Origin of the sequence: Neobacillus vireti (assembly GCF_036962465.1) — a bacterium.
Classification (GTDB): Bacteria; Bacillota; Bacilli; order Bacillales; family Cytobacillaceae; genus Neobacillus; species Neobacillus vireti_B.
Genome location: NZ_JBALNF010000025.1, coordinates 38,128 through 63,597, shown reverse-complemented (window position 1 = coordinate 63,597; position 25,470 = coordinate 38,128). Strand labels below are relative to the sequence as shown.

Here is a 25,470-nt window from a genome sequence, read left to right as displayed (position 1 = left end):
AAAGCCAATATTTAAACTCAAGAGATATTTGTAGGCTATATTGTCTATCTAAAGCAATTAACGGTGTCTTAGGAGGATAAAAAAAAGCATGCCGGGAAATATATACCCCTGCATGCCTCCTTCTTTCCTATTTCAATAAACTGATTTAAAAGCAGCCTTAGATAATTCGGGCTGTGACAATTCCTTCAATTTGGTGGATTTTTTCCACCAATCCAGGAATCACTTCTCCGTTTACTTTATTTTCAATGTCAATCATGGTATAGGCAAATTCGCCTCGGCTTCTGTTCACCATGTCAGCAATATTTAAATTATAGCTGGAAATAGCTGAAGTAATCTGCCCAACCATATTTGGAATGTTTCGGTGGAAAGCTGCCACACGACGTTTTCCTGTGTATGGAAGTTCAGCGTTTGGAAAATTAACCGAGTTTTTAATGTTTCCCGTTTCTAAAAATTCTTTCACTTGACGCGCTGCCATAATCGCACAATTTTCCTCTGATTCGGCTGTAGAAGCACCAAGGTGCGGAATGGAAATCGTATTTTTCATTTTTAATACATTTTCATTCGGGAAGTCCGTAATATACTGGCCGACAACTCCTTCTTCCAATGCCACTGCCATATCGACTTCGTTCACTAACTCACCACGTGAGAAATTCAAAATATGAACACCAGGCTTCATAATGCCGAAGGAATCTTTATTGAACATTCCTTTTGTATCATTGGTTAGAGGCACGTGAACCGTAATATAATCTGACTCAGCAAACAATTGTTCAATTGTCATGGCACGCTGTACATTACGAGACAAGTTCCAAGCTGTGTCAACTGAAATGAACGGATCAAACCCGATCACATCCATATCTAAATCGAGAGCATCATTGGCTACAAGTGCACCAATTGCCCCTAAACCAATAATCCCCAGCGTTTTTCCTTTGATTTCTTTCCCGACAAATTGCTTCTTGCCTGCTTCAACAAGCTTCGGCACTTGGTCTCCTTCGCCTTCTAACGTCTTTGTCCAAGCTACACCTGCAAAAAGGTTACGAGATGAAGAAATCAATGAAGTTAATACCATCTCTTTTACCGCATTCGCATTGGCACCAGGTGTATTAAAAACAACGATTCCTTGCTCTGTACATTTGTCGACGGGAATATTATTGACACCAGCCCCAGCTCGTGCAATTGCTTTTAAGTTATCCCCGAAATCCAGTGAATGCATATTAAAACTGCGAACAACAATGGCATCAGGGTTCTCACTGTCATTATCAATAGTAAAATTCCCCTTATTAAATACCTTTAGCCCTCTTTCAGCGATGCTGTTTAATGTCTTAATTGTCTTCACGTTATCTACTACTAGTGTATCCATTTGGTATACCTCACTTTAGATAGGATGGTTTATGAAAATATTAAAATCTAAATCAACTTTACATTGTACAGAATTTCACAATTACAATATTATGGAAGACCGCCTCCTGATATATAGAAAGAGGTAAGGGAAAACAATTCTTCCCTTACCTCTGCCCAGGCGAACGGCTCCGACACCATGTGCTCCCTCACGGTTATCCGTGTTTCGCCAGTTACACATCGTCTTTTTAATTTATTTGTATTTTAACAAATATTCTAATACTTTTCAATTGTAAAATAAACATATTAAAAACAATGTTTTTACTTTTTACAAATGGGTAAGATTGACCATGGGCATCAGTAATTCTATTTATTTTTCAACATACCAAAAACCTGCTCCACATCCTTATCGCCGCGTCCTGATAAATTCACAATCAGGACATCCTCCGCTGTTAATTCTTGTGCTAGTTTAACTGCATAGGCTACTGCATGAGAGCTCTCTAGTGCTGGGATAATCCCTTCGGTCTTACTAAGTAATAAGAATGCATCTAAGGCTTCTTGTCCCGTAACTGTTACATACTCACCTCTGCCGCTTGTCTTTAAGTAGCTATGCTCTGGACCTACACCAGGATAATCAAGCCCAGCAGCAATCGAGTAGGTTGGTTTTGGATCGCCATTTTCATCTAATAACGTTAAACATTTAAACCCATGGATGACGGCTGGAACCCCTTCACTTAGGGTTGGAGCCTCCGCTGGTTCTACCCCGATCAGTCGGACATCCTTTTCGTCAATATAGTGTGCAAATGCCCCAATTGCATTACTTCCTCCGCCCGCACAAGCAATCACTGCAGTTGGCAGCTTTCCTTCTTTTTCAAGGATTTGGCGCTTGGATTCCTCACTAATAATCGCCTGAAAATGTTTGACCATCGTTGGATATGGATGCGGACCGACAGCTGAACCTAATAAATAAAACGTATTCTTATAGTTTTGAACTAAATCTCCTAAAGCTTCATCAACAGCATCCTTTAGGCGGCCTTGCCCTTTTGAAACAGGAACGACTTTTGCACCTAGTAATTCCATCCGGAAAACATTAAGTGCTTGCCGCTCGGTGTCTAACTTGCCCATATAGATGATACATTCCATTCCAAACATTGCACATGCTGTTGCTGTTGCAACACCATGCTGGCCTGCCCCTGTCTCCGCAATAATCCGCTTAACGCCCATTCGCTTGGCTAATAAAATTTGCCCGATTGCATTATTGATCTTATGTGCACCTGTATGGTTAAGGTCTTCTCGCTTTAAGTAAATTTTTGCTCCGCCTAATTTCTCCGTTAAATTTTCGGCATAGGTTAGGGGATTTTCTCTGCCAATATACTCTCTTAAATAGTATTTATATTCTTCAATAAATTCGGGATCATCCTTATAACGCAAAAACTGTTGTTCCAATTCGTTCATCACGGTTTGCAAATCCTCAGGAACAAAGCTTCCTCCAAATTCCCCAAAATAACCTTTGTTTTCTACGCTAACCTTTTCCATGCTCTTCTCGTCTCCTTCTAAACTACATTTTTATTCATCTAATACTGAATATTCTAACTACTATTTTATCATTTTACTCGATTCTAGCAAACTTTTTTATTAAGATGGTGTAAGCTCCTAAATAGAAAAAGTACCTTCGGAAACTCCCAAAGGTACTTTAGTATAATGGATTGGGCCTAACGATCATCAGGCACTAGCTTGGTCAAGCTGTGAATTTTTTAAAAATCAATGTGGCATTATGTCCGCCGAAACCTAATGAATTTGAAAGAACGACTTGTACATCCTTCGTCTTTGCCACATTAGGGACATAATCTAAGTCAAGTTGTGCATCGGGTGTTTCATAATTAATGGTTGGGGGAATGATCCCTTCCTTAATGGCTAACAGAGATAAAATCGACTCAATTGCCCCCGTTGCCCCCAATAAGTGGCCTGTCATTGACTTTGTCGAACTAACCGAAAGCTTATAAGCATGGTCCTTGAACACTTCTTTAATTGCTAATGTTTCGTACAAATCGTTATAATAAGTAGATGTCCCATGGGCATTGATATAGTCGACTTGTTCCGGTAAAATCCCAGCATCCGCTAATGCTAAATTCATTGCACGCTGGGCTCCTTCGCCGTCTGGTGCAGGGGTTGTAATATGATGCGCATCCCCTGTAGCCCCGTAGCCGATTAGTTCTCCATAGATGTGAGCACCGCGAGCTAAAGCATGGTCTAATTCTTCTAACACGACAATTCCCGCACCTTCTCCAATTACAAAACCATCACGATTTTTATCAAAGGGCCGGCTTGCTGTCGCTGGATCTGGATTTTTTGAAAGAGCAGTCATGTTGGAAAAGCCGGCAACGGTCATCTCTGTGATCGTTGCTTCTGTTCCACCGGCAATCATCATATCCACGTCGCCTTTTTGAATCACCCGGAAGGCATCCCCGATAGAATTGGCACCAGATGCACAGGCGGTAACGGAACAATTGTTGATTCCCTTTGCACCGATTTCAATGGAAACTTGACCCGCTGCCATATCCGGGATAAACATTGGAATCGTAAATGGGTTAACTCTTCTTTGGCCTTTTTCAATAAATTTCTTATGTTGTTCCTCAAACTCACCTAAACCGCCAATTCCAGAGCCAATCCAAACTCCGACCCGTTCAGGCTGAATATCCTCGCCGATTTGTATGCCTGCATCTTGGACAGCCATTTTACTTGCGGCCACAGCAAACTGACTATAACGTCCCATTCTTCTTGCTTCTTTTCGATCCATAAATGCTTCTGGGGAAAAGTCTTTTACTTCGGCAGCAATTTTCACATCAACTTTTTCTATATCAAATAATGTTGCAGGACCAATACCTGAAATTCCATTTTTTACATTATCCCATGTAGTAAAAGCATCATTTCCCAAAGGAGTGACTGCTCCAATACCTGTAATCACAACTCTATTCATTTAAACGTTCTCCCCCACCCGTTTTTATTAAAAAGTATCATAAAACTCTTTATTCCCCTCATCCATCCCTTCTATTCTAACGAAAATAGAGGTGTTGGACAAATAAGGAGGAAACAAAGGGACGGTTCTATTGCTTCGTAAGCAATAGAACCGTCCCCATGTTTCCCTGTTTTAAGTATTACTTATTCGTTGGGCTATAATTGGCGTATAATTAGATGACTTATGAAATGACATAACAAAAACAGTGAGGATGAAAGAGTATGGAATTAAATGATCAATGCATGTATTGCATGAAGGATGAACGACGCGACCACCTTATGATTGAAATAGCTCAGTTAGATGTTTCAACAGTCTTTCTTTTTAGAGAACAAACTTATACAGGAAGATGTAATGTGGTCTATAAGGATCATGTTAAAGAATTATTTGAGCTCGCCCCACAGGAATTAGCTGCTTTTATGAACGATGTAAAAAGGGTTGCTGCGGCTGTAGATAAGGCTTACCATCCTAATAAAATTAACTATGGAGCGTATGGAGATACGCTACATCACCTTCATATGCATATTGTGCCTAAATACGAAAATAAAGAAAATTGGGGTTCCACTTTCGAAATGAACCCAGGAAAAACATATTTAACAGACGAAGAATATCAGGATATGATTGAAGCGATTAAAAAAGCTTTGTAACGTAAAATTTCATTTCAGTCATGATGATTTTCGTTTGTTTAATGAACCGTCTTAGCCATCTAAAAATATCGATTAAAAGAACCAAGTCGTGTATTCCAATTGATTATGACGACTTGGTTCTTTTTTCACTCTTTACTATTTAGATTTAAGAATTCACTGATATTATTAACATGATTATCTTTTAGATAAGTGCTGTACAAGCTACTGGACAGGCGGATAGGATCACCAAAAAAGTAACGCTCATATTGAGTTTGCCTTGTACCAAATGAACTCATGGTAAGATCCCATGCCAAGCGGAATACCTTAACTCGTTCCTCAGCATTCATACTTTGCGCCTGTAAATATTGATCTAGGTCTGCCCTAATTTCCGAATTGAAGGAATTCTCGGTTGGTAGTGAGACCATTCCACTAGCCCCGATTAATTGGACAATTTCAATGAAACGAGGATAAATTTTAGGAAAAATATTACACGCAACCTGTAAGGAAATCATACTAGGACGCATAAAGCCCCACTCATCAAGCTCTGCATCGTTTTCTGCTTTCTCTACTAAAGCCTTCATGGTTTCAAGACCTATGATAATTTCAGAAAGTTTCTCGTGGATATGTTGATATTCACTAACATTTATCGTTTTGACAAGAAGTTGAGCAACACCGAGGAGAAATTCTGTTTTGACGATTTGTCTAGTCACTACTTGATGGTAGGCAAAGGTGTGAAAGGAGCTTTTGCTCATGAAATCAGTTGCGGCTTCCACATTATCGTAATAAAATACTCGATCCCATGGAACAAGTACATTATCAAAGACTACGATTGAATCCATCTCTTCATATCTTGAACTTAGGGGATAATTAAAAGCTGATTCTCCTCCCACAAATGATTCTCTGCAAATAAATTTTAATCCTTTTGTATTGGAAGGGATGGAAAAGGCAAAGGCTTCATCGGGGTCTAGAAATAACCTAGGAGCCGTAATAACCAGGACTTCATCTGTTAACCCCCCTTGTGTAGCGAGCAGGCGAGCCCCTTTTATAATGATGCCTTGTTCAGTTCTATCAATCACCTTAGCAGAGATGGGCTGATCAGAAAGTTCCAAATATCCCTGAGAACGATTTACCTGAGGTGTAATGAATGTGTGGGTGAACGAGAGGTCTTGTTTCATGGCTCGTTCATATAAAGATTGAATATTTTCTGGAAAACAGTTTTCCTTATCTTTTAGCAGACTTGCAGAGGCGGCAAAGCTCATTACAGCTGTGTTCATATAGTCTGGGCTTCTTCCCATCATTCCATGGGTGCATCGGGCCCAGTGTTCGATCATCTTCCTTCTTCTTTTTAAATCCTCGATTGTTTTTGGCTGCAAGTAGGATAATCCTATTGGTTCTTCTTTATCCGATAACTGGAAAGTCATCTCCTCTTTTAGTTCGGGATCATTTTGTAAGTCATACAAAGAAGCCTTTTCTTTCAGAATTCCTTTAAAGGCAGGATGCTCCGAAATTTCCCCCTTGATTTTTGCACCGTCATACCAAATTTCATTTTCAAGCTTATTTAAACGTTCAATAAAATCCTTTCCGTTAATAGTCCCCATGTACTCCCTGCTCCCTAATATTGATTACCTCGAAAACGTACTAGCTCTGTTAGTATCATTTTATTGTAAGAGACAGAAGCTTGTTCCGCTTGGAAAAGCCTTGTTTTAAAATAGAGAAAATGTCCAACCTGCAGCAAAAAAAGTGCCATCACCCTAATTGGGTAAGGCACATTATAGGAAGCATAGGGACGGTTCTTTTGCTCCGGAAGCATGAGAACCGTCCCCTTGCTTCGCCAATTTACAATTCTTCACCATTTGTTGCGATGACGTTTTTGTACCAGTTGAAGGATTTTTTCTTTCTTCTTTCTAATGTACCATTCCCATAATCGTCTTGATCAACATAAATGAATCCATAACGTTTAGACATTTCAGAAGTACTTGCACTAATTAAATCGATGCAGCCCCAGCTGGTGTAGCCCATTAAATCCACTCCATCTTTGATTGCCTCACCCATTTGATCGATATGGGCGCGCAGATAATCAATTCGGTAATCATCGTTGATGGATCCATCTTCCTCTACTTTATCGTAGGCGCCTAAACCATTTTCTACGATGAATAAAGGTACTTGATAGCGGTCATACATTTTCTTTAATGAAATTCGTAAACCCTTAGGGTCAATTTGCCAGCCCCAATCTGATGCTTGTAAATAAGGGTTTTTAATACCATTGAAGAAGTTTCCTTTTTCTTTTAATCGTTCAGGGTTACCACTCGCCACCATGGTCATATAGTAGCTGAATGATAAGAAATCGACTGGATGCTGTAACAAGATTTCTTCATCACCTGGAAGCATCTCAATTTGAATATTATTTTTTTCAAAATAGCTTAGCATATAGCTTGGATAATAGCCGCGCACTTGTACATCTGTGAAGAATAGATTCTTCTGATCTTCTTCCAATGCCGCTAACACATCATCTGGACTGCATGTTTCTGGGTAAACTTCCATACGAGCCAGCATACAGCCGATCATTGCCTCTGGAATGATTTCATGACAGGCTTTTACTGCACGTGCACTTGCCACAAATTGATGGTGGAGTGCCTGATAAACTGCTTGTTCCTTATTCTCCACACGGTCAACTAAAATCCCGCTGCCAATGTATGGAGAGAAAGTGGATACATTAATTTCATTAAACGTTAACCAGTATTTTACTTTCCCACTATAACGTTTAAAGACAGTTTCTGCATAATGAACAAAGAATTCCACTAAGCCTCGGTCAGTCCAGCCATTATATTTTTGTACTAAATGAAGCGGCATTTCATAGTGTGATAGTGTCACTAAAGGTTCGATGCCATATTTAAGAAGTTCATCAAACACTTTATCATAGAATACTAATCCTTCTTCGTTTGGTACTAATTCGTCCCCATTTGGAAAAATACGTGGCCAAGAAATCGACATACGGAATGTTTTAAAGCCCATTTCGGCAAACAAGGCGATATCTTCTTTATAGCGGTGATAAAAATCAATTCCGCGGCGTTTTGGGAAGTTGTCTCCGTCTTTTCCTGCTAATAAAGCTTCTAATTCTTCTTCACTTCTGACATCCATCTCGATATCGTTAGTGCGTTCTTCTTTCGGGATAAAGGTAACCATATCAAAAATCGATAAACCTTTGCCGCCTTCATTATACGCACCTTCTAATTGATTGGCTGCGGTTGCTCCGCCCCATAAAAAGCCTTCTGGAAAACGATTCTGTTTCATTAGAATACCTCCAATTATGATTAAAATTAATTTCGCTGATATGATAAGCATACTATCATTCGACAAAAAAAACTGGTCTTGTTAAGACCAGTTAAAAACTAGAGAGATTCACAATATCGCTGATACCGATCCATTAGTACATCAAATACCCGCAAAAGGGTATAACTGCTTACACTACTATTTTCAATTTTGCCGCATTGCAAGATTTCTTGAAATACATGCAATTTGCCAAGCTCACCAGAAAAAGTTATCAGCAATTTCTTCCCTTTCGCCTTTTTGATTTTTTCAATCACAGGAAAATGATTAGATAGGATATTTCCTTGAATGGAAATGGTTATTATCATGTCTTCATCTGATAAATCGGACAATGTATCAATCTGTTTATAGAGATTTGTATCACATTCGGAAAGCTTGCCAAGAAGAAATAATCTTTTTTGCAATTCCATCGCTTGAATTTGATGTTTTTCAAATCCTAAGATTACAATTCTTTTCGATTGGTGAATCTGGTTTACGATCCGATCAATATCTGCTAGAGGGATATTTTCTATCATTTCAATATTCTCATTTAATCGGTTAAAAAACGTTTGTGGATTTAACTCTGAATGAGCATGTTCGAACAAAGATGCTCCCAAAGGCATAGCCACACTATTTCTTAGATTTGAGAAGTTTTTAAAACCAATCCTTTTACAAAAACGATTAATCGTCGACGGAGCCACATTACAAGCCTCCGCAATCTCCTCTAAAGAAAAACTCTCTATTCTTTTTATATGTTCCAATAGACTTTTTGCTATGTAATAATTGATATCCTTATTAAGTGAATTGTTTATATAAGCCAAAAGCGTATATATCAGCTGTTCCAAAATCTCCACCTCATTAAAAGTCTATCATACTTTTACTAACAACAAAAAGTGCCTTAACCCTAATTGGGTAAGGCACTTTTGTGAAGTATAAGGATGGTACTTATCATTAACCACGAATCGTCAATAAGGTCTCTTTCTGCTCAATCGCTTTTTGGGCTGTTGGATTAATTTCTGCATAATCGCCGGTATTTGTGATAATAACTGGCGTTGTTACTTCTAAGCCGGCAGCCTTGATTTTAGCAATATCAAATTCAACTAATAAATCTCCGACTCTGACTGTATCCCCTTGTTGGATATGTGCAGTAAAAGGCTCTCCGTCTAACTTAACCGTATCCATTCCAACATGAATCAGAATTTCTACGCCAGTATCAGATGTAATCCCAATTGCATGTTTTGTTTTAAAGAAAGTCGTTACCACACCATTTACTGGTGAAACTACTTTGCCTTCTGATGGCTCAATGGCAACGCCTTTTCCCATTACCTCACTTGAAAATGCTGCGTCTTCTACATGGTTTAATGGAATCACTTTTCCTTTTAAAGGACTTAAAACCAATTGAGTACGGTTCTTATCAAAAACTTTTCCTGCCTTTGGTTCATTAGTTGCCTTTTCTTTATTTGCTGGATCCTTAAAACCGAATAGATAAGTTAAAATAAATGCTACGGCAAAGCCTGCCACTAATGCAATGATTGCTCCATAGAAAGACAAATCAAGTGATGAACCTGGTTTAATAAAGGCTGGGAAAACGAAGATACCCATTCCACCAAACATCCACAATTTCCCTGCAGTTGCAGCAATGATACCACCGCCGACAGCACCGCCAATACAACTCATAATAAACGGTTTCTTAAGTGGTAAGGTTATACCGTAAATAGCTGGTTCGGTTACACCGAAAATACCTGAAATGAACGCTGGAACACTGAGTGATTTCAATCCTATGTTTTTTGTCTTAAGCATGACTGCTAAAACTGCACCAATTTGTGCAAAACATACCATAACGGTTGTAGCTAGAACTGGGTCGTAATGTAAAGTGGTTAAGTTGTTAATGGCAATTGGAACAAGTCCCCAATGAAGTCCGAAGATAACGAATATTTGCCAAAACCCTCCGATGATTAAACCCGCTACAACAGGGCTTAACTTATAAATCCATAATGTTGCTGCCCCAAGAAGGCTGCCTGCCCATGTAGCAACTGGACCAATCACTAAGAAAGTTAATGGAACCATAATGAGAATCGTTAAAAATGGTACAACGAAAGTCTTTACCACATCTGGAACAATTTTTTTGAATCCTTTCTCTACTTTTGCTGCGAAGAAAGATGAAAGTAGAATTGGTATAACGGATGAAGCATAACTCATCATGATGACTGGAATACCTAAGAACGTGATGCGAATATCAGACTGAAATAACGTTCCTTTAAATAATGTATAAAGCGGATTCCCTGCTGTTAACGTTGACAATGTTGGATGTACCAAAGCAGCAGCAATTGCCATTCCGATAAAAGGTGTTCCACCAAATTTTTTCATTGCTGTGTATCCTAAAAAGATGGGTAAGAAATTGAATAAGCCGTCTCCTGCAATATTCAGTAAGTTATACGTTCCTGATGTGGCTGACACCCATCCTAACGCAAGGATTAGGGCAGCTAAACCTTTAATCATACCCGTTGCAGCTAACACACCTAGAATTGGAGTGAACACGCCTGAAATCATATCAATGAATTTGGCACCCATTCCAACCTTTTCATCTTTGCTAGAATCGTTGTTTGAAGAAGCACTCATGTTGGCGACTTCTAAGAATGTTGCATAAACATCAGGTACATGGTTCCCAATGACAACCTGATATTGCCCGCCGCTTTGCATAACGGTCACAACATCCTCTAAATTTTTAATCTCTTCCGTTTTCGCGATTTTCTCGTCCTTTAACTTAAAACGAAGTCTTGTTATACAATGAAAGACACTGTTAATATTTTCTTTCCCGCCGACTAGCTCTAAAATGTTCTTTGTTAATCCTGTGTAATCCTTTTTAGCCATTAAAAACACCTCCATAATGTTTAAAGCCATTTTTATATTCGCTTTAAGTCCAAGAAAAACAAAAAACCTAAACTACTCAGAATATAAGAAAATAGCTTTCTCATACTTTGAGTAATTTAGGTTTTGCCTGCCGGACAGTAACAATCCTAAAAGGGAATGTTTTATTAAATTTATACTTTCATTCTAGCAGAAAATACAAAGATGTCAACGCTTACATCATTGTATTTTAAAGACTTTTATGACCTGTCTCAAGAGATTAATACGCAGACTATCAAAACCAGAATAGTGATACTGTTCCTCGCGGAGGCGTTAAAGCAGCAACACCATTCTGGTTTCCTCATCCACAAAAATCTTCTAAGAGTTTAGATTATTTAGAAGGAAAGACCTTATTCCATCTCTCTCTGTCGAGTGCCCAATAAAAATATTTGTCCTCATTCTTATATACAATGATATTTTTGTCATTCGGCAGTTTACAGCCCATAATCGGGTCTATATCCTCTATATTATAAATTGTTGGCCCATACCAAGGGAAGCCCTTCGCTTTGTTATCCCTTATCCAAAATCCGATTCCACCCGTTTTAAGTTTACAGACAACCCCAAATTGGCCTATTTCATTTTCAAAAAATATCGGATCTCCGGTAACACCTTTCGCAAACTTCTCACTCTTATTCCAGCTGCCATCCGGTAACTGATAATAGTGGACTAAAGAAGAGTTCGACCGGACCACCAGTTCTAAATTTCCAAATGAACTTTTTATTGGAAGTGAAACAGAATAATTTTGGGGATTGTCATCATACCATGGATATTCCTTGCTTTTATATTGTCTTGTATTATATTCTTTGTCGAGTTCAAGGATTAATTTCCTAACTGGATCCGCTTGGTCGCGGATGATGGGATGAGCCAGACAGCTAATTTCAGCTTGATTGAGGCAGTAAATCATTTCATCTATGGTAAAATACGGCCGATACCGTATCATCCTTGTGTCCATTGTATTGGGATACTTTTTTAACTTGAATCCAAGTTCCTTTGCCATATTAACGTAAAATATTTCATCTGTCCCAAAAGAGATGGTTTGGATTAAAGCATTTTTTAGCTTTTGTTTTCTTTCTGGATCCAGCAGCGCTTTCACTATCGGTCTGGAAATAACCTGGCCTACATTAAAAACTCCATAGTACGGCTTGAGATTAAATAATTGTTTCCACCTGTTTTTATCTTTCATCATTTCATTTCCAATATACCAATCTTCTTCGGGAATTCTCAGCTTCACCCCCATATAATCGGCATCCTTCATTTGAGTTTGAATGAATTCTTCATATCCTTTTTTAACAAACAGTGCATCAGAATCGATATTAATAAAATATTCATACTCAATCCCCAACTCTTCTAACCATTCCATTACTTCCATAAAATAAATGGTCGTCCATCCCCGTACTAACTTATGGCTATAAGGACACACAGGTACACCTAACTCCTCACAGAGTGTTGGGTCATTCCCCCCGTTATATAAAACTATCGTACTGTTTGGGCAATAGTATCGGACATTGTCTATTAACTGCTTGACTAACTCTCTATTTTCATGAACTAAGATGGCAAAACAAATTTTGCTTTTTGGTGATTCTGGTAATATATTTTGATAATTAACAAGTGTATGATCTTGATGTTCTTCTTTTGTCATACTCCGTTCCTTAATAAGTTCCTTCATGTTCTCTATGTTTCCGCTAGCAAGTTCATAGCGGCCAAGAAGTTTCGCGTTTGATTTACCATGTGGATTTGTTTGATAGCTCGAACCCGGGTGCCATAAGTGAAATACTTTCCCTTCCAAATTTATAAGATTTCCACAAATCGTTCGAGCTGCATGGGAAAATGCATCGTCTTCTCCACCCCAGCCAATAAATCGCTCATCAAAGCCGCCAACTGCTTCGAAATTTTCTCTTGATATGACAAAGAGTTTTCCTGCAAATCCTTCGTAAACCCAATTGGATTTCGTACATTCTTCAGCAGCAACCGTAATTGGCCAATCTGGCTTTGACCTTAGTAACCTCGCTGTACCTTCCATTTCAACATTATAGACTTCTGTAAAAGGAACGACAAAGCCACCCTTTTTCAGTAATTCGATTGAATTTACAATCAGATTAGGATCATAAACAACATCCGCATCCGCGATGACGAAAATATCTCTGGTAGCCTTTTTAGCTGCCAGGTTAACAGCCTTAGATTTATTAATTTCCCCTCCATACATCAATCCTACACATATTTCTGCTTCCGGCATGACACGGGCATAATATCGTTTAATCCATTCGAATGCCTTTGCTCTTGGGCCATAATCCGATTGGAAAGGAATAATAATTGAAACTTTATCTAACACAACAACTCTCTCCTTCTCATACGGAAATTATTCAAGTGATTGTTCCCTGCTCATGATTTTCATTAGTTCGATATAATCCCCTAAATTCCCCAAATCGTACCGATCCCCAGATACGATTTTTCCATAAACAGGTTCAATTTCTAGCAAACTTTTAATAGCATCTGTCAGCTGAAATTCTCCGTCAACACCTTCCTTTAGTTCCTCTAAGCATTGAAAAATGGCTGGAGTAAAAATATATCTTCCAATAACAGCTAAATCTGAAGGTGGATCCTGTTTGGGCTTTTCCACTATATTTTCAATTTCAATGAGGTCCGAATTGGGTGTCCCTTGTATGACCCCATAATTTTTTAATTGCTCTTGTTTTACCTGCTTTAATCCTAAAACACTACTTTTGGCTTTCTTATATTCTTCAATTAATTGGCTAAGTGCAGGAGTTTGGTTAGAAATAACAAAATCATCTGGTAATAACACACCAAACGGTTCGTCTCCTACAAATTCCTTTCCAAGCCGGATTGCATCGCCAAGTCCGTTGGCATGGTGTTGTTTAATATAGAAAATATCTATATTTGGAAGTTCCAAAAGTTTAAGCATATGTTGTTTATTTTTACTTTTTAAAAAAGCCTCTAACTCCATTGAATGGTCAAAGTAGTCCAAAATAGAGTGCTTTGAATTAGAAATTACGATTAATAGTTGTTCAATCCCTGACTGAACTGCCTCCTCAACAATATAATGAATGGCCGGTTTTAAGCCTAACGGAAACATTTCTTTGGGTATTGCTTTTGTTATAGGAAGGCTCCTAGTACCGTACCCGGCTGCAGGGATAATCGCTTTCCTCACCATAAGTTTTCCTCTCCTTCTTTTAATGTAACCTGTAAAAATTTAATCTGATAGAAAATTAGACTAATAATTATGTTGGCTTTTTATACTTATGTAACTTGTCACGAAAAGGACGCGGCTTGTATCACAAATTCACTCAAAATTAGGCCATTCATCAAAAATAACTACTTTCCGTAAGGCGTTACAGGTTAATTTGTCCCTGTCAAAATCGCTCCAACTTGCATTTCATAAAGTAAATGCACTTAATGGGGTTTATTACATTGGGGTTGTTTGTCCAATAGGTGCTGGCAAGTATGTGATAAGGGAGAGATCTAGCATGAAATTGGCTATAATGTGCGGGATGCCGTTAAGCGGAAAATCAACTTACGCTAAGAAGCTTCAAAGCCAAGGGTGGGTACGGGTATCTCTGGATGATATTAGATTGGCTTTACATGGTGAAATTTATAAAGCGGAAGCTGAACCGCTGGTATGGCAAAGTGCTGAACTCATGGTCAGGTCATTACTTAAAAGTGGACATAAAGTGATTATTGATACCACAAACAGGACAAGAGAGCGTCGAAAAAGATGGATACGTGTCGCCAAGGAATTCGGACTTACTTTAAAGATTTACTACGTTAATACAGACTATCAAACTTGTAAGGAACGAAATAAAACAGAGAAGCGGCTTTCTCAAGAGATATTAAAACAAATTTACAAGGAATTTCAGACACCCGATTCAGATGAGGGAAAAATCATTATGGTAAACGATTAAGATTAATAGAACATATCCATGGCATAACTAGGAGGAAATAAGGTGAGAAAGTATATTGCTTTTGATATCGGCGGGACAATGGTAAAGCATGGCTTATTATTAGAGGATGGATCCATTCTTTCAAAAGGAAGCTATGGTACCCCTTCTTCCAATCTAGAAAAATTTCTTGATAAGATGGTTAACACCATAAGGGCCTATCAAAATAATCATAATGTGCTGGGGGTTGCTGTTAGTTTGCCGGGTTTTATTAACCCTGATACGGGTTATTCAGAACAAGCCGGAGCTATAACAGCCTTAAATAATCAAAATCTTAAACTGTTACTGGAAGCAAGGATTTCCCTTCCTGTTGAAATTGAAAATGATGGTAACTGTGCTGCTATTGCAGAAAAAATGAGTGGGAACGCAAGAGGATGTACAGATTTTATTTGTATGACGGTTGGTACGGGAATTGGCGGCGGAATTTTTATAAATGGGAGACTTTTACGGGGGCATAGTTTCCGGGGTGGTGAATTTGGATTTATGATTACGCAGTCATCTGGGGATGCCATGCATAACAATGCCTCTACCACTGCCCTAATTCGTAACTATAAACATTTAAAAGGAATAAATGAAGCTGAAAAAGTGGATGGAGAGACTATTTTTCAAAAAGCGGAACATGATTATTCAGTGAGAAGACTAGTGGATGACTGGATTAGAAACCTTAGTTATGGAATTTTCAACTTAGCTGCAACCTTAAATCCTCAAAAAGTATTAATCGGCGGCGGGGTATTCGCTCAACAAGGTTTAATAAATCATATTAATCATCAACTTGACCAGCTATATTGGTGGAAAGAAATTAAGATACCAATCGAAAGTTGTAAACATCAAAATGACGCTGGAATGATTGGTGCTATGTATCATTTTAAACAAAAACATCGCAGGAGGCGTACCTTTTAAGAAAAATAAAATGGACAATGATCAAGCAGAGAACTTATTTTGTCAAAAAAGGCGGTGAAGAAATTCACTGCCTTTTTCGATTCGATTATAAAAGTGCCTTATTTCAGAAGTAATTGACTGATTTTTTCTTTTGTCGGAAGAGAGGAAATGGCCCCTTTTCCTGCCGTTGTAAGTGCACCACTTGCATTCGCGAAGGCAAGAATCTCCAAGTGATGCTGATGTAAGATTTCTTCAAGGCTTTGTTGTCTAACATTTTTTTCTAACAGTTGATATAAAAATCCCCCTATGAAGGCATCTCCTGCACCAGTGGTGTCCTCTACATCCACTGTAAAACCACTTGATTGATAGTGTCTGTCATTTACATATAGTTCCGCACCTTGAGAACCTTTTGTAAATATAACAGCTCTTACGTCGCCAACAAATAAAGATTGGATGGCTTGGTATTTGTCTTGGATCCCCGTAATGAACTCCAGCTCTTCATCCGATATTTTTACGAGATGTGCGGTTGGAATAAATTCCAATATGGTTTTTCTGCAATCTTCAGGATTTCTCCATAGCGGAAGCCGTACATTTGGATCGAAGCTAATGAGACTTCCTTTAGCCTTTGCTGAATGAATGGCCTTAATATGTGCCTGCTTCATCGGACTTTCCACTAAATCGACGGAACAGAAATGGAGAATATCTCCGTTATTAAACCAATTCTCATCAATTTCATTCTGTTGAAGCAAAAGGTCTGCAGAAGGATTGCGGTAGAAAGAAAAATCGCGCTCCCCGTCAGAACGTAACGATACGAAGGCAAGCCCCGTGTTTGCCTCACTTGTTCTTAAAATTTTATCCGTATTTACACCAGCTTGATGAAGCTGTTCTAAGAGAAAGTCACCAAAAGCATCATTACCTATCTTGGTAATCATTGAAGAATTTCCTCCGAATTTTGCCACTGCTGCTGCAACATTTGCAGGAGCCCCGCCAGGAGCCCGCTCAAATGCAGTCACATCTTTTAAGGCTCTTCCCTTTTGGAGCGGAATGAAATCGATTAATACTTCACCAATTGAATACATAGTTCTCAAGTTCTTCACCCCATGCTCATATTAAATGTCCCATTTGCTCGCTTGAAATACTGCTCTTCCACCTTCTGCAAAGAAACGAATCTCCTTGCTTTCTGCATCCGGGAAAATCCGGCTTGTAAATACCTCTTCCCCGTCGTTGATAAAAATTTCAACTGAAGAGATATCCACAAAGAGGTGAAATTTTATTTTTGAGCCCTCCACCAGGCACTTCCTCTCTGTCCCATACGCTTCGCCAACTGCTTCACCTGAATTGGTGCGATCTAAAACGACCTTGTTTTGAGCAGTATCGTATTTAACAACAGTTTTTTCCTGTTCTCCCGCCCTGAATTCAACACCGAAAGCATCTGCATCAAAATTTTCAAACTCACATACCATTTCATAAGATGTACCATTAAAATGTTCGTAACTCTTCTTCTCATCAAAGATTACATCCCTTATGACGTACAGCTGTTTACGAAGTTCTTTAAGCTCCTTTACTGGCTGTTGAATGAGTTTACCGCCACGTATTGATAATTCTCTAGGTAGTGTCAAACAATGAGCCCATCCATTTTTATCCGACGGGTAATCAATTTCCGGAAGCCCCATCCATCCTACTAAAATCCTCCGTCCATCCGGGTCCGTCATCGTTTGTGGTGCATAAAAATCGAAACCCCTATCTAATTCTTGAAAAGAGCCGTGGGTTAGGGTTCTGCTTTTTAAATCCAGTGGCTCACCAAGAATATAGCCAGATTGATATATGTTTTGAAACTCATCTCCATTAGGCGTTAGCCCCTGAGGGGAAAAAACCAAGACACCTTGTTCCTGCAATTCGAAATAGTCCGGGCATTCCCACATATAACCAAACGAAGGGAGACTGGTTTGCAATTCCCCTTCAAAATTCCAACTCAGCAAATCTTCCGAACGGTATAACACGATACATCCAGTGTTATTTTCCCGCTGCGCTCCAATAACCGCGTAGAAGTGATTGTCCTTCTTCCACACTTTAGGGTCACGAAAATGATCCGTATAGCCTTTGGGCACATCATGTATAACAGGCTGGCCCCATTTTTCTATTACCCCCGTTTTTTCCAATATCGCAAGGCATTGGTAAGGATGTCGGATCCAATTTTCATCACGTGTATTCCCCGTATAGAGTAAATGCAATTTACCTTTATGTTCGATCGCACTGCCTGAATAGGCGCCATGGCTGTCATATTGATTCGACGGTTTGATTCCGATCCCGACATTTTCCCAATGAACCAAATCTTTTGATTTCGTATGGTACCAGTATTTTAAACCATGGACAGGTCCAAGCGGAAACCATTGGTAAAACAGGTGATATTCGCCGTTAAAATATGAAAATCCATTCGGATCGTTTAATAGACCTGTTTCTGGCTGGATGTGAAAGGTTTGACGCCACTCACAGCTCCTAACCTCTAATCGCAATTTCGAGAGTTCTTCCCTGCTTGCTTCTTCTATCCGGCGATAACGCTGCTCTTTTGTCCACACCATGTTTGTCAAAACTCCTTTTAAGCAATGAAGGAGAATCAATTGATTCCCCCTTCGTCATTTATTAATTATGCTGCCTGATTTTCCACGTTCACTGAATTTTTCTTTGCCTCTCTTTTGGCTAATACGATTGTTAACATAAATGCTATAACAATTGAGATGGCCATACCAATACAGTAGTAAGGGATGGAATCTGGCTTGATTGAGATAATTCCTGGAAGACCGGCTGCGCCCATTGCCACAGCTTTTACTTTAAAGAAAGTGACAAAGGCTGCTCCGACACCGGCTCCAATAATCGCACCGATGAACGGATATTTTAGCTTTAAGTTGACACCAAACATGGCAGGTTCTGTAATACCTAACAATGCGGAAATACCTGAAGCGGAAGCAATACTTTTCATCTTTTTGTCCTTCGTTATAAGAAAAACAGCAAGAGTTGCAGCTCCCTGAGCTACGTTTGACATGGCTGCTATTGGGAATAAGAACGAACCACCTGTTTTGGCAATATCAGAGAGTAATTGAGTTTCAACCGCAATAAAGCTTTGGTGCATACCTGTGATTACAATTGGAGCATAGAAGAATCCAAAGATCCCGCCGCCAACAAATCCAGTTGTGTTATATAACCAAACAATTCCATCTGTAAAAAGGCTACCAGCAGATCTTGTAATTGGACCGACAAATGTGAATGTGAGTACAGCTGTTACAAGAATAGAAAGCAGGGGTGTTAGTAAGTTATCCAATGCAGATGGAATAACTTTTCGTAAGTTAACTTCAAGCTTCGCCAGGATAAAGGAAGAAGCTAGTACTGGCAATACAGTTCCTTGATAACCTACTTTTTCAATTTCAAAACCTAGTATATTCCATACAGGGACTTTATGGTCGATTAAGGCAGCCCCATATCCATAAGCATTTAACAAATCGGGATGGACCATAATCATTCCAAGCGCTGCCCCTAAAAAGGCATTACCACCAAATCGCTTCGTAGCAGAGAAACCAATTAAAACTGGCAAAAATACAAAGGCAGCGTTTGCAAAGGTGTTAATCATGGCTGCTAAATCAGCAATACCGGGATTCGCATCAATTAACGACTTTCCATCTATAAATAAATCTTTTGCTGTTAAAAGGTTGTTTAATCCCATTAAAAGTCCGCCTGCTACAATAGCTGGGATTATCGGTACAAAAATGTCCGATAACAATTTTACGAGCTGTAAGAGTGGATTTTGTTTTTTCACTCCAACATTTTTCACCTGACTTGTCGACATTTCGGAAATTCCAACAAGATCAATGAAATACTTATACACTTCATTAACAATTCCGGCACCCAGGATAATTTGAAATTGTCCCCCTGTTGAAAATGTTCCCTTAACCATTTCAATTGCATCTAAAGCAGCTGAATCAATCTTGTCTTCATCATGTAATACTAAACGCAGCCTGGTAGCACAATGTGCAGCAGCAGATACGTTCTCTTTTCCTCCGATCGCAGCCAAAATGGCCACTGCAGCTTCTTTGTGGTTCATCGCTCATTCTCCTTTATCATAGCTTTTTAGTTGGTACCGGTTTCAATCCACTACAAAAAAATATATAAATTCCAAATCAAAGGAACCGGTTCCAAAGTACTTTAAAAAAACTCTTCAAATTTAAAAATGGAACCGGTTCTAATTACCTTCAAATTAAAAGGTTCCTTTTGGAACCGATTCCATACGTATTATAATTTATGATTATATAAGTTGTCAACGCTTTCCCTTTCAATTATTTTATATTTAGAAAAAATAATTGGGGGCAGGTCTTCACTGCTCAACAGTCGAACCATGCTCTGAGCTGCCACTTGCCCAGCGTCTCTATAATAAAACTTAACAGTTGTTAAACTAGGGTGTATAATTTCTGTTACTTCATATCCTCCAAACCCAGTAATCGACAAATCCTCTGGGAGCCTGATCCCTTTTAAATGGGCAGCCTTTATGGCACCCAGGGCAATATTATCGGTAGCACAAACTATTAAAGATGGGTTAAATTCGTCAATAATTTGGGGAACTTTGGTGATGGATTCAGACATTTTAAAACTTGTTTTATAGTATTTAACTTCACAGCCTTCAGCCTCTTGGATGGCTTTTCTAAAGCCTTCCTTTCTCATCACCCCTACCGCTATATCCTTTTCTGTGACACCTAAATAGGCAATCTTCCGATGACCTTTAGATAAGATATATCTGCCCATATCATAGCCTGCTTCATAGTCATTATGAATAACACTATAAACCTCTTTATGCTCTTGTCCTACAAGCAATATTGGAATTTGCAGCTGCTGAAATGCTTCCAAATGTGTATTGGTAATTTGTGTAGCCAATAAAATAATTCCCGCGACCTTTTGCCTAGCCATTGTGTATATATTCTCAATTTCACGGTCTAGATCCTGACTGGTATTTGAAATTAACATTTGGTAATTTAGTTCCCTAAGCTGTTGGTCAATTCCGATTAACGTCTGCGAAGTAGCAAATGAATCCAGCCGAGGCACAATGGTCCCAATAATATTCGGTTTCTTTGCCTTTAAACTTTGGGCAAATGTATTGGGGATATAACCAGTTTCTTTTATCACTCGTTCTATCTTCTTTTTCGTTAATTCACTGACAGACCCGCCATTTAAGTACCTGGAGACCGTACTCTTGGCGACACCAGATAATCGGGCAATATCTGCAATAGTTTTCATAGCTTCATCCCCATTTTCCTATAGCAATAATGCATTTTTTAATTTAATCAGTTAAATGTTTATTGTTTTTTTAAGTTATTTCATTTTCAATGATTTATTTTAGTATAAATCATTTTCTCCATGATAATAGCCATTTAGAATAAAATGGTTGAACTTTTTCCTACTGTTCCTTTACAATAAAATTGAATGTTATTTCAATCAAGCAATTTAATTTTGGAACCGGTTCCTTTTCTAGGACTATTCACACAATATAATTAATCATAAAGGTGGCTTACCTATGTTTAAAAACTTATTTAAGAAGAAGACTTCTGATAATGATCCATTTATTTTACAACCGTTAGAAGGAGAACTTCTTCCAATTGAATCTGTTCCAGATCCTGTTTTTTCACAAAAAATGATGGGTGATGGCTTTGCCATCCAGCCAACAAAAGGAGCGGTAGTTGCACCAGTTGATGGGAAAGTCATTAGTGTATTTCCAACAAAACATGCTGTGACCCTTGTCGATCATAATGGAAGGGAGATTTTAATTCATGTAGGAATGGAAACCGTCAGCTTAAAAGGCGAGGGATTTACTGCTTTTGTAAAAGACGGGCAAACAGTTAAAAAAGGACAAAAGCTGCTCGAGGTTGACTTTGAATTGATTAAAGATAAAGTACCATCCATTATTACCCCAGTCGTATTTACAAACTTAAGTGACAATGAAAAAATTATTTGTGATGAGCAGGGAATAAGAATTATTTAATCCTTTTTAGCCTTCCTTAACTTCAAGGGAGGCTTTTGGATTTACTAGCAGCAGTTAACATAACGGAGAGGTTACCGTCTTTTATGTCTCTGATTGAGTTAATTGCTTCTTCTTTTTTAATAAGATCAAATAATAGAAAATGTAATAGGCAAACATAATGAGCAATAATCCTGCTGTCCAGGAACTTCCAACTGCTGCACTGATGTTTTGATAACTGGACGGTTGTTGGTTTGATACTGGTGTTGTCAGCATCCCGGAAGTATACATACGATAAAACCGGTAGATCAATCGTGCTAAAAAGATAAAGGTAACTGTACTACCAATCCAAGTATTGGGGCGGTAGTAGAAGTGCTTTTCCCGCTTTTCAAACGTAGTTAATGAAGCCCCATAGTAAGCGAGCAGAATCCCTGCTATAATCCCCACCACATCTGAAATTAAGCTGATTGGATGTGTCAGTCCTCCGGATAAAAAAATCAGCCCGATTATAAAGAAAATACAGGTCCTTACCACTAATTTCCTTGGATTTAGTTCCTGCCAGCCAATATTTCGGCGTATCCGCCTATAGATAACGAAACTAAACAAAACGATAATGATGATGATGGCATATAAATGTTGAGTCATGTTTTACCCCCAATTCAGATATAAGTGGTTAGCGAAGTATAATTTCCATATATATGTAACATATAACATAATTATTTAGTACACAATCATTGTTTTTTATAAAAATCAGAAAAATTTATAATGGAAACGAAGGAGTGATATGTTTGAGTTTGAACTTACGAGGTCACCATTTATTATGCGTCCATGGCTTTCGCGGAATGGGATATAGTCCTGATTTTGTAAAGAAAATGAGCGAAATTGTTGCGCAAATCAGGGATGAGCAACAGGATTTCCCAATAAGGGTTGTCGCCTCACTTGATGATACTTGTTGTACTTGCCCACATAAGGGAAAAACGACCTGTGAGGCAAGTATAGGCTCCAATGAACATGTCCTAACAATGGATCTTAATGTTATTCGTCAACTGGAATTAATCGAAGGGGCTGTCTATCATAAATCCTATTTAGTTCAATTAACGGCTGAAAAAGTCAAACCAGATGATTTGGATTATCTATGTAAGGGTTGCTCCTGGCTTTCCTACGGAGTATGCAAAGAGGGGATTGCCGATTTGCGGGACAAGTATTTAAAATAGTAATTTAAATAATGCGAGATTACTATAAGGTGCCATTTCCAGATACCGTCTTTGTCGATGCTGTTCAAAAATAGTTTTCTTATAATTTCGTAAAAATATTTAGGCAGAGAGTTATCTGAATTTTTTCTGCACCATTTTCGCTCTATCTTTTTAAAAATAGTGAGAATATTTCTTTCTTATTAGGAAATCTTCTTAAGAGAGATGCTAATAAACTGGAAGGAAGATGCTTGTGGCTAATCTAACAATTTATGTGAAAGAAGCTGTCAATAATCAGCCGATTCAATCACTGGAGTCTATCCTTTCGCAGATGGAAGGTATTGAGAGAGCTTTGGTGGACACTGCGGATGGTGAAGTGAAAATTGAATATAATGAAACCCAGGTCTCTCCTGAAAAAATTAGAGAGACAGTTCTGCAGCATGGATTAAATCTTCAGGATTAGTTTATTGCTTAAGAGCTAAAAGCTTACACCAAAATCCCCCAAATTCTTAGTTTGGGGGATTTCATTTTACCTTTATAGTCTATAAACCTCCGCAGGAATGGTTCCTTCCAGCTGTTTGTTGTTCATTATGCGCTTCTCCAGTTTCTTTTGTAACTGATTCAAGTCCATAACCTGTTGAACTAATTTCAAGTTTTTCTTCTTGGTTCTTCTTAGCGGCTGGATTAAGGTTTGGATCAAAATTGTCTGTGTTCATTGGGCGCCTCCTTTAGGATTTAATATATAAATTATCTGCAATCCTTCCGTTTTTCATTATAAATTTATGTTTTTTGCAGTGAGCTGCTTGTTCTCCTAAATCAACAGTTTGATACTGTACTTATGAAGAATGTCTTCACTCCCAAAATATTTTACAGTAAATTTACATTTAAACTATCTTCCTTTTACAAACCTTGCCTATACTGTGGTTATTAAATAACTTATAAAGGAGTTACCAAACCAAATGGTTGAATTCCTAACACGCTTGGTCATTTTGGTTCCACTTTGCACACTTCTTTGTCCTTAACTGAATCAATCCACTGTAAATATTCCATACCAATTAACCTTAATACTAATCCCAACCTCCTTCATGATTAAAATTCATTTTCGCTAACCAAAAAATTATTTAACGAGACAAGGGCAAAAGCACATCCCCCACATAAACTGTAGGTACCATGACATATTTGATTATTTGTACTCATATACTTGTAAAACATTTTCACTGGAAAGGGGAATCTTGACCTATGGATATTTGCATTTCTTGTGGAAAAGAATTATCAATTATGGAGAGAAATAGGACTGAATGCTGGGAATGTAGAGATACAACAGTAGAAGCCTATACTGAAGAAGAAAAATAGCCCTTATGTTGTTATGTCCCTTGATTTTTAGAAAAAGGCCCAGTCCCTAATGCTTGGACTGGGCCTTCTAACTTTTTTTAAAAAATAAAAGTCTTAAAGGATTATGAAACCACCATCAGTGTTAAAATAAGCGGGAGATTATGGTACGAAGGGCGGTTTCCTCTATGAATTTTGCTCAAGCCCAGGATACACTGACTATGGTGGAATGGATACTCCGAGCTGTCGTGGTTTTTTTCTTTTTGCTGATCGTTGCTAAGGTTTTAGGACAGCGGGCCATCTCACAGTTAAGACTCCTTGATTTTGTGATTGCGTTAGTGATTGGAAATATTATTGCCCATCCCTTGTCAGATGACCATCTTGATTTAAAAGGCTCTATGACAACGACGACTGTTTTGGTTGTGCTATATCTTGGCGGTATTTTTCTTAGTCTAAAAATCCCATGGTTTCGACGGCTTATTAACCATGCCCCAATCACCCTCATTAAGGATGGAGAAATCCTATTCAAAGGATTAAAGAAAGCAAGAATGACCATTGATGATCTATTGGAGGAATTACGGGAAGAAAAAGTCAATGATTTGAAAAAGGTAGCTTTAGCCATTTGGGAAGCCGATGGAAAAATATCTGTCTTTTTAGACCCAAAATATGAACCCATTACGCCAGCTGCCTATAAAAAGGCTACAGAACCATTTGAATTGCCACGGATTATTATTAAGGAAGGCAGAATCAATTCAGAGGAGTTAAAACAAATACATAAGGATATTAACTGGGTTATTGCTGCGTTAGAACGAATATATCAAACAGAGGTTAAAAACGTTTTGCTCGCAACCCTTGATTCAAAGGATAATTTAAAAGTTTTTTTATATAAGTGATAAACTGACTCAAAGTTACTTTGAGTCAGTCACTAGGATCTCCT

General features: G+C 38.4%; 22 protein-coding genes and 1 riboswitch. Of the genes, 7 read left to right on the top strand and 15 right to left on the bottom strand.

Going from position 1 to position 25,470, the window contains the following annotated elements; translation table 11 throughout:
• Positions 1-157 precede the first annotated feature (157 nt).
• From V7077_RS10765 to fabF, 3 genes are all read right to left on the bottom strand, one after another.
• Positions 158-1,357, bottom strand: coding sequence for a phosphoglycerate dehydrogenase (locus V7077_RS10765; RefSeq protein WP_335501214.1), 1,200 nt, complete (start codon positions 1,355-1,357; stop codon positions 158-160).
• Positions 1,358-1,503: 146 nt separating this feature from the next.
• A riboswitch (ZMP/ZTP riboswitch) is annotated at positions 1,504-1,582 on the bottom strand.
• A gap of 119 nt (positions 1,583-1,701) precedes the next feature.
• Positions 1,702-2,871 carry a tryptophan synthase subunit beta gene (gene trpB, locus V7077_RS10760; protein ID WP_335501212.1) on the bottom strand — a complete coding sequence of 390 codons (1,170 nt, stop codon included), beginning with the start codon at positions 2,869-2,871 and terminating at the stop codon, positions 1,702-1,704.
• 202 nt (positions 2,872-3,073) lie between these two features.
• Positions 3,074-4,312 (bottom strand): beta-ketoacyl-ACP synthase II, encoded by a 1,239-nt coding sequence (gene fabF, locus V7077_RS10755; protein WP_335501210.1) that lies wholly within the window; start codon positions 4,310-4,312, stop codon positions 3,074-3,076.
• Between the two features lie 260 nt (positions 4,313-4,572).
• On the opposite strand from fabF, the gene V7077_RS10750 reads away from it, so the two are divergent.
• Positions 4,573-4,995, top strand: coding sequence for an HIT family protein (locus V7077_RS10750; protein WP_335501208.1), 423 nt, complete (start codon positions 4,573-4,575; stop codon positions 4,993-4,995).
• Positions 4,996-5,120: 125 nt separating this feature from the next.
• Here the strand turns inward: V7077_RS10750 and hpaB are convergent, their stop codons facing one another.
• From hpaB to V7077_RS10720, 6 genes are all read right to left on the bottom strand, one after another.
• Positions 5,121-6,572, bottom strand: a complete 1,452-nt coding sequence (hpaB, locus tag V7077_RS10745) for a 4-hydroxyphenylacetate 3-monooxygenase, oxygenase component (protein WP_335501206.1) — start codon at positions 6,570-6,572, stop codon at positions 5,121-5,123.
• A 238-nt stretch (positions 6,573-6,810) separates the two neighbouring features.
• Positions 6,811-8,265, bottom strand: a complete 1,455-nt coding sequence (locus V7077_RS10740; RefSeq protein ID WP_420489636.1) for a glycoside hydrolase family 1 protein — start codon at positions 8,263-8,265, stop codon at positions 6,811-6,813.
• Positions 8,266-8,363: 98 nt separating this feature from the next.
• On the bottom strand, positions 8,364-9,125 hold the full coding sequence (locus tag V7077_RS10735) for a MurR/RpiR family transcriptional regulator (protein WP_335501204.1): 762 nt from the start codon (positions 9,123-9,125) through the stop codon (positions 8,364-8,366).
• A gap of 106 nt (positions 9,126-9,231) precedes the next feature.
• Positions 9,232-11,151, bottom strand: a complete 1,920-nt coding sequence (locus V7077_RS10730; protein WP_335501202.1) for a beta-glucoside-specific PTS transporter subunit IIABC — start codon at positions 11,149-11,151, stop codon at positions 9,232-9,234.
• A 367-nt stretch (positions 11,152-11,518) separates the two neighbouring features.
• Positions 11,519-13,516, bottom strand: a complete 1,998-nt coding sequence (locus tag V7077_RS10725) for a galactosyltransferase-related protein (RefSeq protein ID WP_335501200.1) — start codon at positions 13,514-13,516, stop codon at positions 11,519-11,521.
• A gap of 27 nt (positions 13,517-13,543) precedes the next feature.
• The gene (locus tag V7077_RS10720) at positions 13,544-14,356 is read right to left on the bottom strand and encodes a UTP--glucose-1-phosphate uridylyltransferase (RefSeq protein WP_335501198.1); all 813 of its coding nucleotides are present in this window, start codon (positions 14,354-14,356) and stop codon (positions 13,544-13,546) included.
• A 313-nt stretch (positions 14,357-14,669) separates the two neighbouring features.
• On the opposite strand from V7077_RS10720, the gene V7077_RS10715 reads away from it, so the two are divergent.
• Positions 14,670-15,104, top strand: a complete 435-nt coding sequence (locus V7077_RS10715; RefSeq protein WP_335501196.1) for an ATP-binding protein — start codon at positions 14,670-14,672, stop codon at positions 15,102-15,104.
• A gap of 42 nt (positions 15,105-15,146) precedes the next feature.
• Entirely contained in the window at positions 15,147-16,040 is an 894-nt protein-coding gene (locus V7077_RS10710) for an ROK family protein (RefSeq protein WP_335501194.1), read from the top strand.
• Positions 16,041-16,138: 98 nt separating this feature from the next.
• Here the strand turns inward: V7077_RS10710 and V7077_RS10705 are convergent, their stop codons facing one another.
• The 4 genes from V7077_RS10705 to V7077_RS10690 form a co-directional block, all read right to left on the bottom strand.
• A complete protein-coding gene (locus V7077_RS10705; protein ID WP_335501192.1) occupies positions 16,139-17,107 on the bottom strand; it encodes a carbohydrate kinase family protein in 969 nt (322 codons plus the stop codon).
• Between the two features lie 21 nt (positions 17,108-17,128).
• The gene (locus V7077_RS10700; RefSeq protein WP_335501190.1) at positions 17,129-18,598 is read right to left on the bottom strand and encodes a glycoside hydrolase family 32 protein; all 1,470 of its coding nucleotides are present in this window, start codon (positions 18,596-18,598) and stop codon (positions 17,129-17,131) included.
• A gap of 65 nt (positions 18,599-18,663) precedes the next feature.
• Positions 18,664-20,112, bottom strand: a complete 1,449-nt coding sequence (locus V7077_RS10695; RefSeq protein ID WP_335501188.1) for a sucrose-specific PTS transporter subunit IIBC — start codon at positions 20,110-20,112, stop codon at positions 18,664-18,666.
• Positions 20,113-20,300: 188 nt separating this feature from the next.
• Entirely contained in the window at positions 20,301-21,296 is a 996-nt protein-coding gene (locus V7077_RS10690; protein ID WP_335501186.1) for a LacI family DNA-binding transcriptional regulator, read from the bottom strand.
• Positions 21,297-21,573: 277 nt separating this feature from the next.
• Between V7077_RS10690 and V7077_RS10685 the strand changes: the two genes are divergently transcribed.
• A complete protein-coding gene (locus V7077_RS10685) occupies positions 21,574-22,038 on the top strand; it encodes a PTS sugar transporter subunit IIA (protein WP_335501184.1) in 465 nt (154 codons plus the stop codon).
• An 81-nt stretch (positions 22,039-22,119) separates the two neighbouring features.
• On the opposite strand, the gene V7077_RS10680 is transcribed toward V7077_RS10685, so the two are convergent.
• Positions 22,120-22,659: a hypothetical protein gene (locus V7077_RS10680; protein ID WP_335501182.1), complete on the bottom strand. Its 540-nt coding sequence runs from the start codon at positions 22,657-22,659 to the stop codon at positions 22,120-22,122.
• 197 nt (positions 22,660-22,856) lie between these two features.
• On the opposite strand from V7077_RS10680, the gene V7077_RS10675 reads away from it, so the two are divergent.
• Both V7077_RS10675 and V7077_RS10670 read left to right on the top strand, forming a co-directional pair.
• Positions 22,857-23,228, top strand: coding sequence for a DUF1284 domain-containing protein (locus V7077_RS10675; protein WP_335501687.1), 372 nt, complete (start codon positions 22,857-22,859; stop codon positions 23,226-23,228).
• 223 nt (positions 23,229-23,451) lie between these two features.
• Positions 23,452-23,667 carry a heavy-metal-associated domain-containing protein gene (locus V7077_RS10670; RefSeq protein WP_420489635.1) on the top strand — a complete coding sequence of 72 codons (216 nt, stop codon included), beginning with the start codon at positions 23,452-23,454 and terminating at the stop codon, positions 23,665-23,667.
• 79 nt (positions 23,668-23,746) lie between these two features.
• Here V7077_RS10670 and V7077_RS10665 read toward each other — a convergent pair whose 3' ends face one another.
• On the bottom strand, positions 23,747-23,920 hold the full coding sequence (locus tag V7077_RS10665; protein ID WP_335501179.1) for a hypothetical protein: 174 nt from the start codon (positions 23,918-23,920) through the stop codon (positions 23,747-23,749).
• An 801-nt stretch (positions 23,921-24,721) separates the two neighbouring features.
• Here V7077_RS10665 and V7077_RS10660 point away from each other — a divergent pair.
• Positions 24,722-25,426, top strand: a complete 705-nt coding sequence (locus V7077_RS10660) for a DUF421 domain-containing protein (protein WP_335501177.1) — start codon at positions 24,722-24,724, stop codon at positions 25,424-25,426.
• Positions 25,427-25,470: the final 44 nt, after the last annotated feature.